General features: G+C 69.8%; 11 protein-coding genes. 3 read left to right on the top strand and 8 right to left on the bottom strand.

What is annotated here, in order from left to right; genetic code table 11:
- Positions 1-131: 131 nt before the first annotated feature.
- Positions 132-1,181, bottom strand: coding sequence for a hydroxyacid dehydrogenase (locus AB0F13_RS26165; RefSeq protein ID WP_362087096.1), 1,050 nt, complete (start codon positions 1,179-1,181; stop codon positions 132-134).
- A 191-nt stretch (positions 1,182-1,372) separates the two neighbouring features.
- On the opposite strand from AB0F13_RS26165, the gene AB0F13_RS26170 reads away from it, so the two are divergent.
- From AB0F13_RS26170 to AB0F13_RS26180, 3 genes are all read left to right on the top strand, one after another.
- Complete coding sequence (locus tag AB0F13_RS26170) at positions 1,373-2,440, top strand: histidine kinase (protein WP_362087099.1); 1,068 nt, start codon at positions 1,373-1,375, stop codon at positions 2,438-2,440.
- Complete coding sequence (locus tag AB0F13_RS26175; protein WP_362087102.1) at positions 2,437-3,093, top strand: response regulator transcription factor; 657 nt, start codon at positions 2,437-2,439, stop codon at positions 3,091-3,093. The genes AB0F13_RS26170 and AB0F13_RS26175 overlap by 4 nt, the downstream gene beginning before the upstream one ends.
- A 148-nt stretch (positions 3,094-3,241) precedes the next feature.
- On the top strand, positions 3,242-4,453 hold the full coding sequence (locus AB0F13_RS26180) for a serine hydrolase domain-containing protein (RefSeq protein ID WP_362087105.1): 1,212 nt from the start codon (positions 3,242-3,244) through the stop codon (positions 4,451-4,453).
- 144 nt (positions 4,454-4,597) lie between these two features.
- Here AB0F13_RS26180 and AB0F13_RS26185 read toward each other — a convergent pair whose 3' ends face one another.
- The 7 genes from AB0F13_RS26185 to AB0F13_RS26215 form a co-directional block, all read right to left on the bottom strand.
- A complete protein-coding gene (locus AB0F13_RS26185; protein ID WP_362087108.1) occupies positions 4,598-5,017 on the bottom strand; it encodes a nuclear transport factor 2 family protein in 420 nt (139 codons plus the stop codon).
- A gap of 82 nt (positions 5,018-5,099) precedes the next feature.
- Entirely contained in the window at positions 5,100-6,614 is a 1,515-nt protein-coding gene (locus AB0F13_RS26190) for a type VI secretion protein (RefSeq protein WP_362087111.1), read from the bottom strand.
- A 55-nt stretch (positions 6,615-6,669) separates the two neighbouring features.
- Positions 6,670-8,145 carry an ATP-binding protein gene (locus AB0F13_RS26195; protein WP_362087114.1) on the bottom strand — a complete coding sequence of 492 codons (1,476 nt, stop codon included), beginning with the start codon at positions 8,143-8,145 and terminating at the stop codon, positions 6,670-6,672.
- A gap of 10 nt (positions 8,146-8,155) precedes the next feature.
- Positions 8,156-9,715 carry an SCO6880 family protein gene (locus AB0F13_RS26200; RefSeq protein WP_362087116.1) on the bottom strand — a complete coding sequence of 520 codons (1,560 nt, stop codon included), beginning with the start codon at positions 9,713-9,715 and terminating at the stop codon, positions 8,156-8,158.
- Positions 9,712-11,103, bottom strand: coding sequence for a hypothetical protein (locus AB0F13_RS26205; protein ID WP_362087119.1), 1,392 nt, complete (start codon positions 11,101-11,103; stop codon positions 9,712-9,714). The genes AB0F13_RS26200 and AB0F13_RS26205 overlap by 4 nt, the downstream gene beginning before the upstream one ends.
- On the bottom strand, positions 11,093-11,947 hold the full coding sequence (locus tag AB0F13_RS26210; protein WP_362087122.1) for a hypothetical protein: 855 nt from the start codon (positions 11,945-11,947) through the stop codon (positions 11,093-11,095). The genes AB0F13_RS26205 and AB0F13_RS26210 overlap by 11 nt, the downstream gene beginning before the upstream one ends.
- A gap of 205 nt (positions 11,948-12,152) precedes the next feature.
- A complete protein-coding gene (locus AB0F13_RS26215; protein ID WP_071965919.1) occupies positions 12,153-12,461 on the bottom strand; it encodes a hypothetical protein in 309 nt (102 codons plus the stop codon).
- Positions 12,462-12,684 lie beyond the last annotated feature (223 nt).

Genomic DNA, 12,684 nt, shown 5'->3' on the forward strand with positions numbered 1-12,684 from the left:
GGGGACCCTGTGGGAGAGTAGGACGCCGCCGAACAATTTTTAGCCGCAGGTCCTGAGTCTTTGACTCGGGGCCTGCGGCATTTTTGCGTTTAGGGGGAAAATCAGGCGGCAATGCCCGCACCGGCGTGGCCTTATGCCAGCCGGGGGAGATCCTCCTGCTTTACTCGCCCCAGCAGCTGCCGGCCCCGCATCCAGCGCTCGGCCTCTTCCACCGCGTACTCCCCGAGCCGTCGGGTCTCGCTTCCCTGTGCTCCCGCGATATGGGGAGTGACCAGCACGTTCGGCAACGCGAACAAGGGATGTCCCGACTGCAGGGGCTCCGGATCGGTGACATCCAGGAATGCGTCCAGGCGGCCCGAGGCGCATTCCCGTACCAACGCGCCCGTGTCGACGAGTGCGCCCCGTGCGGTGTTGATGACCGTGCCGCCGTCCGGAATGAGCGCCAGCCGTGCCGCGTCGAGCAATTGCCGGGTCTCCGGCAGCTCCGGCGCGTGCAGGGTGATGATCGAGCTGTCCGCGCACAGGGTGTCGAGGTCCACGGCTTCGGCTCCCAATCGCCGTGCATCCGCACCGGATACGTACGGGTCGTACAGCAGGATGCGGTAGCCGGCATCCGCCGCACGCAGCCGGGCCATGACCAGGCGGCCGATGCGCGAGGCCCCGACGACTCCGACCGTGCGGGCGTCGGCACCCGCGCGGTCACGAAAGGCAGGCCAGTGGGAATCGGCGTACGCGGCCGCTGTGGTGAGGGCTTTCTTCGCTGCCAGGACGATCAGTGCGCAGGTGTAGTCCGCGACCGGGCCGGCGTTGGCGTCGGCAGCGGACGAGACCACGATGCCCCGTTCCCACACAGCGGCAGTGAGGAGCCGTTTCACCGAGCCCGCGGCGTGAATGACGGCCTGCAGACGAGGGGCCGAGTCCAGGAGTTCGCCGGTCAGCCGGGGGCTTCCCCAACCGGTGATCAGCATGTCGGCCGCGGCGATGTCGTCCCGTTCGGCCACCGCCCCATATGCGGAGAGCCTGTTGCGCAGGTCTGAGGGGAGCACGGCAGCGGCTTCGTCCGTACCCATGGCGATCACAATGGTGCGGGCGTCATTCATGCGCTGCCCTCTGCCCGCCTCGCGATGAGCGAAAACACATTGTCCCGCGTCATCGCCGCAAGCGACGATCTGCGCATGCACGAATTCCCCAGGATCGTACGGCCCGGCGGGCCGCCGAGGACTCGATGCCGCCTCTGACGCACCGGCTCCGCACTTCGAGCCCATGGGCCGTCGATGCCCTGATCACCGCTGTCGTGCAGGCCGCGGTGACCATACCCTTCGTCGTGCCGCGTTCGGCCGACCTACCCCCTGCCACCTTGCCCGCGTACGGCATGACAACGTTGATCGTGCTGCCTCTGCTCTGGCGTACACGGGCGCCCTTCACGTCTCTGCTGTGCATTACGGTCGCCGGCTTTGTGTATCTGGCCACGGACGGTCCGGGGCAGCCGCTGCCCTACAGCCCGCTCGTGGCGATATTCACCGTCGCCGCGCAGGGAGGCCTCCGGCAGCGGCGGTTCGCGATCGGCCTCGGCCTTCCGCTGATCGCGGTCTCCGTGGCCATCCGGACGAACACGGCGCGTGAATACCTCTTCGCCTTCTTCCTCTTCACCATGGTGTACGTGCTCGGGGTGCTGGCCCGTACCCGGCAGGCGTATACCGAGGCGGTCGAACTGCGGGCCGCGGAGCTGGAGAAGGCGCGGCAGGCAGAAGCCGAGCGGGCGGTGGAGCGGGAAAGGGCGCGGATCGCGCGTGAGATGCACGACATCCTTTCCCACGCCGTGAGCCTGATGATCGTTCAGGCGGAGGCCGGGCCGCTGGTCGTACGGTCCGATCCCGAGCGGGCGGAGGCGGCCTTCGACGCGATCGCGGGCGCGGGCCGGGACGCGATGGTGCAGTTGCGACGGATGCTCGGGGTGCTCAAGGACGAGCCGTCCGCAGCGGGCGAGCCCAGCACGTCGCGCAGCCCGCAGCCGACGCTGGCCGGGCTGGAGGACCTGGTCGGTGAGGTTCGGCGCACCGGGCTTCCGGTCACTCTCGCGGTGGAGGGGAGACCCCGGCCGCTCGCACCCGACGTACAAGTGACGGTGTACCGGGTCGTACAGGAGGCCCTCACCAACGTGCTCAGGCATGCCGGCGCCACCACGGTGTCCGTACGCCTCACGTGGACACCGGACGACCGGCTCACCGTCTCCGTCGAGAACGACGCCGCCGACGTGCCGGGGCCGAGGGTGCGGCCGGGCCCGGACACCGGCGGTGGTCGCGGCCTCGTCGGTATCCGGGAGCGGGCCGCAGCCCACGGCGGTACGGCCGCCGCGGGGCCCGGTCCGGGAGGGCGCGGCTACCGCGTTGCCGTGGACCTGCCCGTCGTGGTCTCCTCGCCGACGGAGGTGCGAAGGTGACGATCAGTGTGGTGGTGGCCGACGACCAGGAGCTGGTGCGGGGCGGTTTCGCGATGATCCTGGGAGCGCAGCCGGACATCGAGGTGGTGGCTGAGGCCGGCGACGGGGCCGAGGCCGTCGAGGCCGTGCGGCGTCACGCGCCGGACGTCGTGCTGCTGGACATCCGGATGCCGCGCATGGACGGCATAGAGGCTGCCCGGGTGGTGTGTGCCGAGTCGGACACCAAGGCCGTGATGCTCACGACGTTCGATCAGGACGACTACGTGTACGAGGCGTTGCACGCGGGCGCGAGCGGGTTCCTGCTCAAGGACGTGCGCCGTCACGATCTCGTGCACGCGGTGCGGGTGGTGGCCGCCGGGGACTCGCTGCTGGCTCCTTCGGTGGCCCGGCGCCTGGTCGCGGACTATGTCAGCCATGCTCCGCAGCGAGGGCCTGCGCCGGAGCTCGGGGCGCTGACCGCGCGGGAGAGCGAGACGCTCGTACTGCTCGGGAGGGGTTTGTCGAACGCGGAGATCGCGGCCGAGCTGGTGGTCAGTGAGCACACCGTGAAGACGCATGTGAGCAATGTGTTGTCGAAGTTGGGGCTGCGTGACCGGATCCAGGCGGTCATCTGCGCGTATGAGACCGGTCTGATCGCTCCTGGCAGGAACTGATCGCCGACTGCTGCTCGTGATCGCCCATCCCTCGTGCGAGGGAGGCCGTGGGTCCGCGGGACCGCTCGCGTCGGCGATGTGCGGGGCGGCGCCGGTCCCCAGGATGGAACGCGTCAGCAAGTGATCCACTGAGACCTGGGGAACCACCGTGCACCGAAACTCCAAGAGAGTCGCTGTCATCGCCACCGCCGTCGCCGCCATGAGCATCGGTGTGATCACACCGTCCCTCGCCGCACAGGCCGCAGGGCAGGCACTCACCGGGACTCATGCGCCCGCGCACGAGTCCGCGCACGCGTCCGCGCACAGGAAGGCGATCGCGCCGTCGACAGCCAAGGCCCTGCGCGAGGCCATAGCCGGGCTGCCGGACCCGTCGGTCGCCACCGCCGCGCAGGTCCGCCTCGGGGGCGCTGACGGCAGCTGGCAGGGCACCTCGGGCGAGGCCGACCTCCGTACGCACCGTGCCCCGAAGGGCGACGAGCGCTTCCGGGCCGGCAGCATCACCAAGACGTTCACGGCCGCCGCCGTGCTCCAGCTCGTCCACGAAGGCAGGCTGAGCCTCGACGGAACCGTGCAGCAGTACCTTCCGGGCCTGCTGCCCGCCCACTACCCCGAGGTTCGCGTCGAGCACCTTCTGAACTACACCAGCGGCCTGCCGGGCGCCGACGGCTCGCAGGAGTCGGACTTCGAGCACCGCTTCACCACCTGGGACCACCGGGAGCTGGTCCGGCGCGGTTTCGACAAGCCCATGGAGTTCACTCCCGGCACGCAGCAGCACTACTCGAACATCGGCTACAACGTGCTGGGCCTGCTCATCGAGAAGGTCACCGGCCACTCCTACGAGAGCGAGGTGCGTGACCGTGTCATCCGCCGTGCCGGCCTCACGGACACGTACAGCCCCGGCAACGACCCCACGATCCGCGGCCGGCACACGCAGGGCTACCAGTCCGTGAGCGGCCCCGGCGGCTCCGGCGAGCGCCTTGTGAACGTCAGCGAGTGGAACCAGTCGATCACCTGGGCGTCCGGCGACCTGATCACGACCACCTCCGACCTGGAACGCTTCACGTCCGCGCTCTTCGGGGGCCGTATCGTCCCGCAGCCCGAGCTGAAGCTGATGTTCACCGTTCCGGACGTCCCGGCGTACGGCGGCGGGGAGGCGTCGTACAGCAGTGGCCTGAGCCGCATCAAGATCGGTGACACCGTGGTCTGGGGCAAGACCGGGGGACGCTACGGCTACGTCAACGGCTTCGGCGCCACCCGGAATCTCTCCCGCACGCTCGTCTACTCGGTCAACGCCACCGATGCGAAGGGCGAGCAGCGGAACCCGGTGGCCGGCAGGATCATCGCGGCGGCGGGCTTCTGAGCACGGCGACCGGGCCCCGATGAGGCGGGTGGTCCGGCCCATGCCCGGGCCACCCTGGATGCCCTGCCTCCGGAAAAGCTCTGCGGCACGCTCCGGATGCTCATGGAGGAGATCAAGGCCCAACGGGACGCGGAGGCGCTCGGACTAGGCGTCCGGGGTGCAGGCCTCGGCGATCGCGAGGCTGTCCTCATAGAGGTGGTACCGCGTGATCAGGCCGTCCTCGACCGTCAGCCGCATCGCGAACGGGGACCGGAAGACCTTGCCGGTCGTCTGCACGGCACCCGCCAGGCGCCCCGTCAGCACCGCGTCGGCGCCGTCCACCAGGAACGCGTCGACCGTGGGGCTGCCCTCCACCGGGACCATGCCCAGGGCCAGTTCGCGGAAGTGGTCCGCGACGTCCGCGCGCGTCGAGCGCGGCCGGAGCCAGGGAACGACCGGATTCTCGGCGATCATCCAGTCGACCGTCTCCGTGAACAGGGCGGCGGTACGGTCCGGCGCCCCTTCCCCGAGCCGGACGAGGAACTCCTGTACGACGGCACGGGTATTGACATCGGCGCTGCTCATACCGGTACTTGCCCTTCCTACGCTTCCGTGGGGTGTGCACCCAAACTAGCGTGCCAGGCACTTCGCCTCCGCGGCGGCCTTCCTAACGGGCCGACAGGGTATGGCGGGGCCAGCGGGCGCGGGCCTGTTCCTCGGAGCGCATCAGGGCGAGGGTGGGCAGGCCCTGCGCCTCGCCGCTCTCCAGCAGTTCCGGGAGGGCGGGGAGCGGGGCCACGGCCGCCACGTCGTCGAGGACGAGGGTCAATGGTGGGTCGAGCCGGCCGGAGGATGACCGTTCGGCCATGCGGCGGCCGCGCTCGACCACGCTTGAGGCGAGTGCGGTGAGCAGCGGCATCGCACCCGGGCGGGTGCGGGGATCCTCAATCGCCTCACCCACCACGTACAGCGTTCCCCCTTCTGCGATGAATGATTCCAAGGCCAGCGAATTGGCTCGATTTGGGTTGCACGCATCGCGGATATGGACCGAGGAGAGTGCGTTGAGGGCCAGGGCCGTCAACTCCTGTGCCAGTTCTCGCCGCTCGGGGTGGCCGGTGAGGGCCGACTCCAGTTCGCCCGCCGTGCCGCCGGTGGCCTTGGGGTTCGTACGGAGGATGCGTACGGGCTCGTGGGCGGAGGTGCCCTGTGCCCAGCGGTGCACCTGGCGGAAGGGACGGCCGTCCACGGCGGCGGCGTGCAGCCAGCAGCGCAGCAGGGTCTCGGCCGTGTCGGCGGTGGCCGAGTCGAGGGTGCTCAGCGGGCGTACGGGCGTGAGCAGCGCGGTCGCGCGGGAGGCGGCCGTCTCGCGGGACTCGCAGCCGGCGGTGGGGCTCCAGCGGAGGCGGTCGGGGGTGTCGATGCGGTGGGACGGGTCGAAGACGTGGGCCGGGCCCAGTTTGGCGCGCGGAGCCCTGGTGTCGGCCCAGAGGGCGGGGTCGCTGGTGACGACCAGGACGGGGCCGGGGGCTTCCAGCACCGCGCGGGTGGCGGGGCCGCGGCGGTCGGTGGTGTAGAGGAGGTGTTGGGGTGCTGCGGGGGCGTAGACGGGGAGGGGCGCGGGGTGTGGTGGCTGGGATTGGGGGTGCGGCTGGGGGTGTGACTGGGGCTGTGACTGTGCGGGGATCGGGGGTGGGACCGGTGCCGGTGCCGGTGCCGGTGCCGGAACCGGGGTCTCCGGGGGCGTGGTGGCGGCTGGCGTCGGGGCCGGGGCCAGGGCCGATGTCGCGGCCGATGCGCTCGGCACCGGCACCGCCCTCGGCGCCGTCGCCATGACCGCCCCCGGCGCCATCGTCGGGACCGGCGAGCTCCGGCGCCGGGCCCGCACCCCGCGCCACCTGGCCACCGTCCCGATCACGAACGTCAGCAGCACCACGGTCACCAGCGCCTCGCTGATGAGGAGCCCCCAGAACAGCCCGTACCCGGACAGGGCGTCCGGTGACGTCTCCGGCCAGGCGGCGGGCAGGTCGCGCGGCTGAGTCATGAGGTGCCGCAGTGCCTGCGGTGTACGGGTGAGGGACACGCCGTCCGGCCAGGAACCGTGGGCGAACAGGGCCGAAAGGCCGGTCGCCGTCCAGACCAGCAGTGTCAGCCCCAGCAGGAAGGCGAGGATGCTGACCAGCAAGCCATCCGGAATCCCACGCTCCGGGGCCTGTTCCCGGTCCCGTACGGGTGTCACGTCAGGCCACCGTCGACTCGGGTGACGAGGGCGACGAGGGTGACGAAGGAGAGGAGGATGAGGGCGAGGTGGAGCCCGGAGCGGATCCGTAGGGCTCGTCGGCGAACCGCACGTCCATCGCCGCGGCCGCCCGCTCCGCTGCCGCGGCCTCGGCCGCGAGCTCCCGCGCGAAGTCACCGTCCTCCGTCATGGCCCGGTCGGTGTAGACCAGCGGACGCTCCGCATCCGTGATCAGGTGCTTCACGACCTGCACATTGCCGTTGACGTCCCAGACGGCGATGCCCGGCGTGAGCGTCGGAATGATCTCTACCGCCCACCGGGGCAGGCCCAGTACGCGGCCCGTGGCGCGGGCCTCGTCCGCCTTCTGGGCGTAGATGGTCCGCGTGGAGGCCATCTTCAGGATCGCCGCGGCCTCCCGGGCCGCGGCGCCGTCGACGACGTCCGACAGGTGGTGCACCACCGCCACGAACGACAGGCCCAGTCGCCGGCCGAACTTCAGCAGCCGCTGGAAGAGCTGCGCCACGAACGGCGAATTGATGATGTGCCAGGCCTCTTCCACCAGGAAGATGCGCTTCTTGCGGTCCGGCCGGATCCAGGTGTGCTCCAGCCAGACGCCCACGATGGCCATCAGGATGGGCATGGCGATGGAGTTGCGGTCGATGTGGGAGAGGTCGAAGACGATCAGCGGTGCGTCGAGGTCGATGCCGGCCGTCGTCGGCCCGTCGAACATGCCGCGCAGGTCACCGTCGACCAGCCGGTCCAGAACCAGCGCCACGTCCAGGCCCCAGGCCCGTACATCGTCTATGTCGACATTCATCGACTCGGCGGACTCGGCCTCCGGGTGACGCAGCTGCTCGACGATGTCCGTCAGGACCGGCTGGCGGTCGAGGATGGTCTCGATGACGTAAGCGTGCGCGACCTTCAGGGCGAAGCCGGCCCGTTCGTCCAGGCCGCGGCCCGTGGCGACCTCGATGATCGTCCGGAGGAGGGCGAGCTGGCCGGTCGTGGTGATCGCCGGGTCGAGGGGGTTGAGGCGGATGCCGCCGTTGAGGGCGGCCGCCGGGTCCAGCCGGATGGGGGTTATACCCAGCTGTTGCGCGATGAGGTTCCACTCGCCGACGCCGTCCTCGCCCTGGGCGTCCAGGACGACGACCTGCCGGTCGCGGAAGCGCAGCTGCCGCAGGACGTACGTTTTCTCCAGCGCGGACTTGCCGTTGCCGGACTCGCCCAGGACGAGCCAGTGCGGGGCGGGCAGTTGCTGGCCGTAGAGCTGGAACGGATCGTAGATGTAGCCCTTGCCGGAGTAGACCTCACGGCCGATGATCACGCCCGAGTCGCCGAGGCCGGGTGCCGCGGTGGGAAGGTAGACGGCTTGCGCCTGCCCGGTGGAGGTGCGGACGGGCAGACGGGTGGTTTCGACCTTCCCGAAGAGGAAACTGGTGAACGCGTCGGTGACGGCGGCGAGCGGATCGAGCACGGCGTTGCCCCTATCGTCGGATGCCGGTCGCGAACGGCAGCGTGTTGACGAACGCCCGGTGGTGCTCGCGGTCGCACCACTCGAGCTTGAGGTAGCTCTTTCCGGCCGACGCTCTTATGGTCCGCTTGTCGCGCGCCAGCGCCTCCGGAGAGCGCGACGAGACGGTGATGTACCCGACGAGGTTGACGCCCGCCGCGCCGCTGGCGAGGTCCTCGCCGCGCTGGTCGACGCGCGAGTGGTGGGCGACATCGCGCGGGTCGACGACCCGGTTCATCTTCGCGGCGCGGGAGGCGTCCGCGTCGTCGTTCGTCTTCTCGGTCAGCATCCGCTCGATGGCCACATCGGTCGGTTCGAGGTCCATGCAGACCGCGACCGTACGGATCACGTCCGGGGTGTGGACGAGAAGGGGCGCGAGGAAGTTGACGCCCACGGGCGTCATCGGCCACTCCTTCACCCACGCGGTGGAGTGACACCAGGGCGCGCGGGTTGACGACTCGCGCGTCTTCGCCTGGAGGAAGGTGGGCTCCATGGCGTCCAGTTCGGCCGGCCAGGCGTTCCGCTTGGTCATCGCCTGGATGTGGTCGATGGGGTGGTCCGGGTCGTACATGGAGTGCACGAGCGACGCCAGCCGCCCCTGCCCGAGCGGCTGCCGCACCCGGATGTCGGCCTCGGCCAGCCGCGCGCAGATGTCCGTCAGCTCGCGCGCCATGACCACCGCCAGCCCCGCGTCCCGGTCCAGGCGGCGCTTGCCGCCCTCGTGGCGGGACGCGCGGGCGATGGCCTGCGCCTCGGCGGCCAGCTCACGGCCGTAGTGCATGCAGGCGACGAGGTACGCGCGGTGCTGCTCCGACGACGTCGACACCATCGACTGCAGCTGGTCGTACGACTCCTTCAGCCACTCCGGCGCCTTCCCGTCGCCGCGCCGCTCGACGTCCTTCGCGTGCGCGTCGGGGTCGGCGGGCAGGGTGCGGGCCAGCATCTGGATGCGGGTGACGTAGCCGTCCCCGTTGGCGACGTGCTTCAGGAGCGTCCCGAACCGCTCGACCAGTGCCTCCTGGTCCTCCGAGTCGCGCAGCCCGACGCCCGGGCCCTCGATCTCGATCGCGGCGGTGACGGTGCGGCGGTCGGCGTGCAGCAGAACGGCGATCTCGTCCGGCCCGAAGGGCGCCGACAACCAGTTGATCCGCCCGATGCCCGGCGGCGGCCCGACCTCGACCTCGCGCCCGTCCAGACGCGTGCCCGCCTCCATGGTGCTGGAGCGGTACGTCGTGCCCCGGCGCAGCGTCCGTTTGTACGAACGGTTGATTTCAAACCACTTGTAGAACGTGCGGTTCTTGTACGGGACGTAGACGGCCGCCAGCGACAGCGCCGGGAGGCCGGTGAGGGTGATGATCCGCAGGGGAAGGACCGGCACCAGCAGCCCGCACATCATGCCCAGGAACGCGCCGGCGATGATCAGCGCGATCTCGCCGGTCTCCCGGTTCTTGCCGACGACCGCGTTGGGGCGCGCGCGGCCGATCAGATACGTACGGCGGGCCGCGATCGGCTGGGACTGGGCCGGAACCGTCAACTCCGCTCACCTCCGGATGTATTGCTCTTGCTGTTGTTCTGCGCACGGGGCGCGGGGGCCGGTGCTGCGGAGGGAGCGCTTCCATTGCTGCCGTGGCCGCCGCTCGGGGCGGCAGGGCGGGCGCTGTGGGCGGCGACACCGCCGGAGACGGGGTGGGCGGGACGGGCCTGCTGGGCCGAACCGCCGCCATTGCCGTCGCCGCGGGCGCTGTGGGTGGTGATGCCCTGCTTGACGAGCGCGGCGGGCGAGGAGATCACCGCGGCGGCCTGGCGGGACGCCGCGTCGTTGCTGGCGTTGCGGCTGCTGACGATCTCGTCGCCGAAGCCGGGGACGAAGCGGTAGATCATCGCACTGGCGAAGATGGCGAGAACGATGATCGCGAGTCCGGACACGACGGCGGAGAACGCGGTCGGCCCGTCACCGGAGGACAGCGCCCCGGCGAGACCGAGCACGATCATGATGATCGGCTTGACCAGGATCACCGCGATCATGATCCCCGCCCAGCGCCGGACGTGCCCCCACATGTTCTTGTCCACCAGCCCCGCGTACACCGCCGTGCCGAGCAGCGCGCCCACGTAGAGCAGGGCGGCCCGGATCACCAGCTCGAGCCAGAGCACGCCTGCGGCGAGCACGGACACGAGCGACACGACGATCAGCATGACCGGCCCGCCGCCGATGCCGTTGCCCTTCTTGAGGGCCTCGGCGAAGCCGCCGAAGAACGCGTCGTTGTTCGTCCCCGACCCACTGGCGATGACCTCGGTCACGGCATCGGTCGCCGACACGACGGTGTACAGGACGAGCGGTGTGAACGCGGACGCCAGCACCGTCAGCCACAGGAACCCGACGGCCTCCGTGATCGCCTGTGTCACGGGAACCCCGCGCACGGCCCTCTTGGCCACGGCCAGCAGCCACAGCACGAGGGTCAGGATGGTGGAGGCGGCGAAGACGACGGCGTACTGGCGGAGGAAGGGCGCGTTGGTGAAGTCGACGTTGCCGGTGGAACGGATGGCTTCGGAGAGCTTGCCGATGATCCAGGCGGCGGCGTCGGCGCAGCCTTTGGCCAGGGAGGCGAGGGGGTCGAGGGCGGATTGGGTGTCGGTGGGGGGTGTGCCGCTGCTGGCGCCGCTGCCTTTGCCGCCTTGGCAGTACTCCTTGGCGGGGCCGACGATGAGATCGCAATTGTCCTTGCCGGACGGACTGGAGCTGGGTGTCGGCGTCCCGCTCGGTACCCCGGTCGTGGTCGGGGTCGGGCCGGGGGACGTACCCGGCGTGGAAGGCGGTGGGGTCGGCGCGGCGACAGCACGAGAGGCCAGGAGGACGACACTCACCTGGATGCTCGTCAGAGCAGCGGTGATTCTCAGGCTACGGCGGCGGGGCCTACCGGGCATAAGTGAACCCTCCGTACTGCTCGACGGCCTTCGCGATCTCATCAGCATTGGATGCGGTGCTGTCGCTGTTCACGGGGGCCGGGCCGTCCTTCTGCGAGAAACCTTCGGCTTTCCAGTCGCCGTTGACCCACCGCAGATTGATGGTCATGGTGAACCAGTCGTTCGCCACCGGATTGGTGGAGCTGGTACCGGCAGTGCCGAAGGCTCCTGTGCACCAGACTTCGACGGAGGCGGATGCGTCGCTGTATGCGGTCGCCTTGGTGCCCACGGGGGCGGTGCGCGACACGTAGATCATGCCCTTGGCAGCCTCACCCTTCTCGTTCAAGCCGAGCTTGGCCAAGAAGTCCTTCGAGTAGGCGCCATCGAGTCTGCTCTGGAGCTCGGCGACCTTGTCGCTGACGAAGACCTGCGGAACGATCTCGTGCCGTCTCTCCGGCTTGAGGATGTCTGCGGATACCAGCGCCACCGCGAAATTCGCCGCCGCGGACTGCGCCCCCTGCTCCGAATGAGCGAAACCGGAAGCGATACCTCCGGTCTTGCCGTCCACCGGCTTCACGCCCGACGGTGCTGTCGGGCCGCTGCCGGCCGCCTTGCGGGTATCGCCGCCGTCCGGGCTGTCGGACCCGGAGCCGCCGCCTCTGTTGGCGAAGGCGATGGCTGCGATCAGCAGTACCACCACGCCGACCACCGTCATCAGGTTCCGGCTGGAGGTCCGCCCCGTGCGGCCACCGCGGCCGGAGCCGCGGCGGGGTGGGGCGTAGGGGTCGACCTCGCCCTCGGGGAGCCGCGTACGTGTCACGTGGTGATCGCCGCCACTGCCGTAGCCGTCGTCGCCGAGACTCATCGCTCGCCTGCTCCCTCATACGTTGTGGCTGGCTTGCCGCCCGTATATGACGGTAGCGGTGTGAAGGGAATCCGGGGGGAGGGCGAAGGGGAGTGAGGGGGCATCAGGTAGCAGCCTCGGTGCGGGGGTAATCGGGGCGAGGGGGTCTGCGCGGGAGCGATGCGCGGTGGGGCAGGCGGGGGCGGAAGGGGGCGCGTGGGGCGGCTCAGACCGCCATGCCGTAGACGATGGTGAACAGCGTGCCGAGTGAGCCGATGATGAACACACCGGTCAGCCCGGCGACGATCAATCCCTTGCCCTGTTCCGCGCTGAAGGTGTCGCGAAGCGCCGTCGCGCCGATCCGTTGCTTTGCCGCTCCCCAGATCGCGATCGCGAGGCACAGAAGGATCGCTGCTGCCATGATGACCTCGATCATCACGCGGGCCTCCTGGCCGAGTTGGCCGAACGGACCCCATTTCGGGGCGATTCCCCCAATGATGAGGTTGATGTCGCCCTTGCCGGCAGCCAAAAACATTTCTAACTCACCGCCCCTTATGGGTTGTTGTTTCCCCCTTGCCGCACGGCAAAGGTCGGGACCTATCTTCGCCGACGATGCCGCCCTCACATGTCGATTTGGCGGCATTTTTTGTCGGAACCCGTATGGGTGGCCGGTAGTACCGCTCTGACCTGCGGCGAAGCCCCATTGTCAGCGGGGAGTCCTAGGGTGACTCTGTGTATCACGCGTATGGACGCCGAGC

Origin of the sequence: Streptomyces sp. NPDC026206 (assembly GCF_040638465.1) — a bacterium.
GTDB lineage: Bacteria > Actinomycetota > Actinomycetes > Streptomycetales > Streptomycetaceae > Streptomyces.

Excerpts from the sequence above, each read along its gene's own strand:
- AB0F13_RS26170 (WP_362087099.1), top strand. The coding sequence starts at position 1,373 with ATGACAACGTTGATCGTGCTGCCTCTGCTCTGGCGTACACGGGCGCCC.
- AB0F13_RS26185 (WP_362087108.1), bottom strand. The coding sequence starts at position 5,017 with ATGAGCAGCGCCGATGTCAATACCCGTGCCGTCGTACAGGAGTTCCTC.
- AB0F13_RS26205 (WP_362087119.1), bottom strand. The coding sequence starts at position 11,103 with ATGCCCGGTAGGCCCCGCCGCCGTAGCCTGAGAATCACCGCTGCTCTG.
- AB0F13_RS26210 (WP_362087122.1), bottom strand. The coding sequence starts at position 11,947 with ATGAGTCTCGGCGACGACGGCTACGGCAGTGGCGGCGATCACCACGTG.
- AB0F13_RS26215 (WP_071965919.1), bottom strand. The coding sequence starts at position 12,461 with ATGTTTTTGGCTGCCGGCAAGGGCGACATCAACCTCATCATTGGGGGA.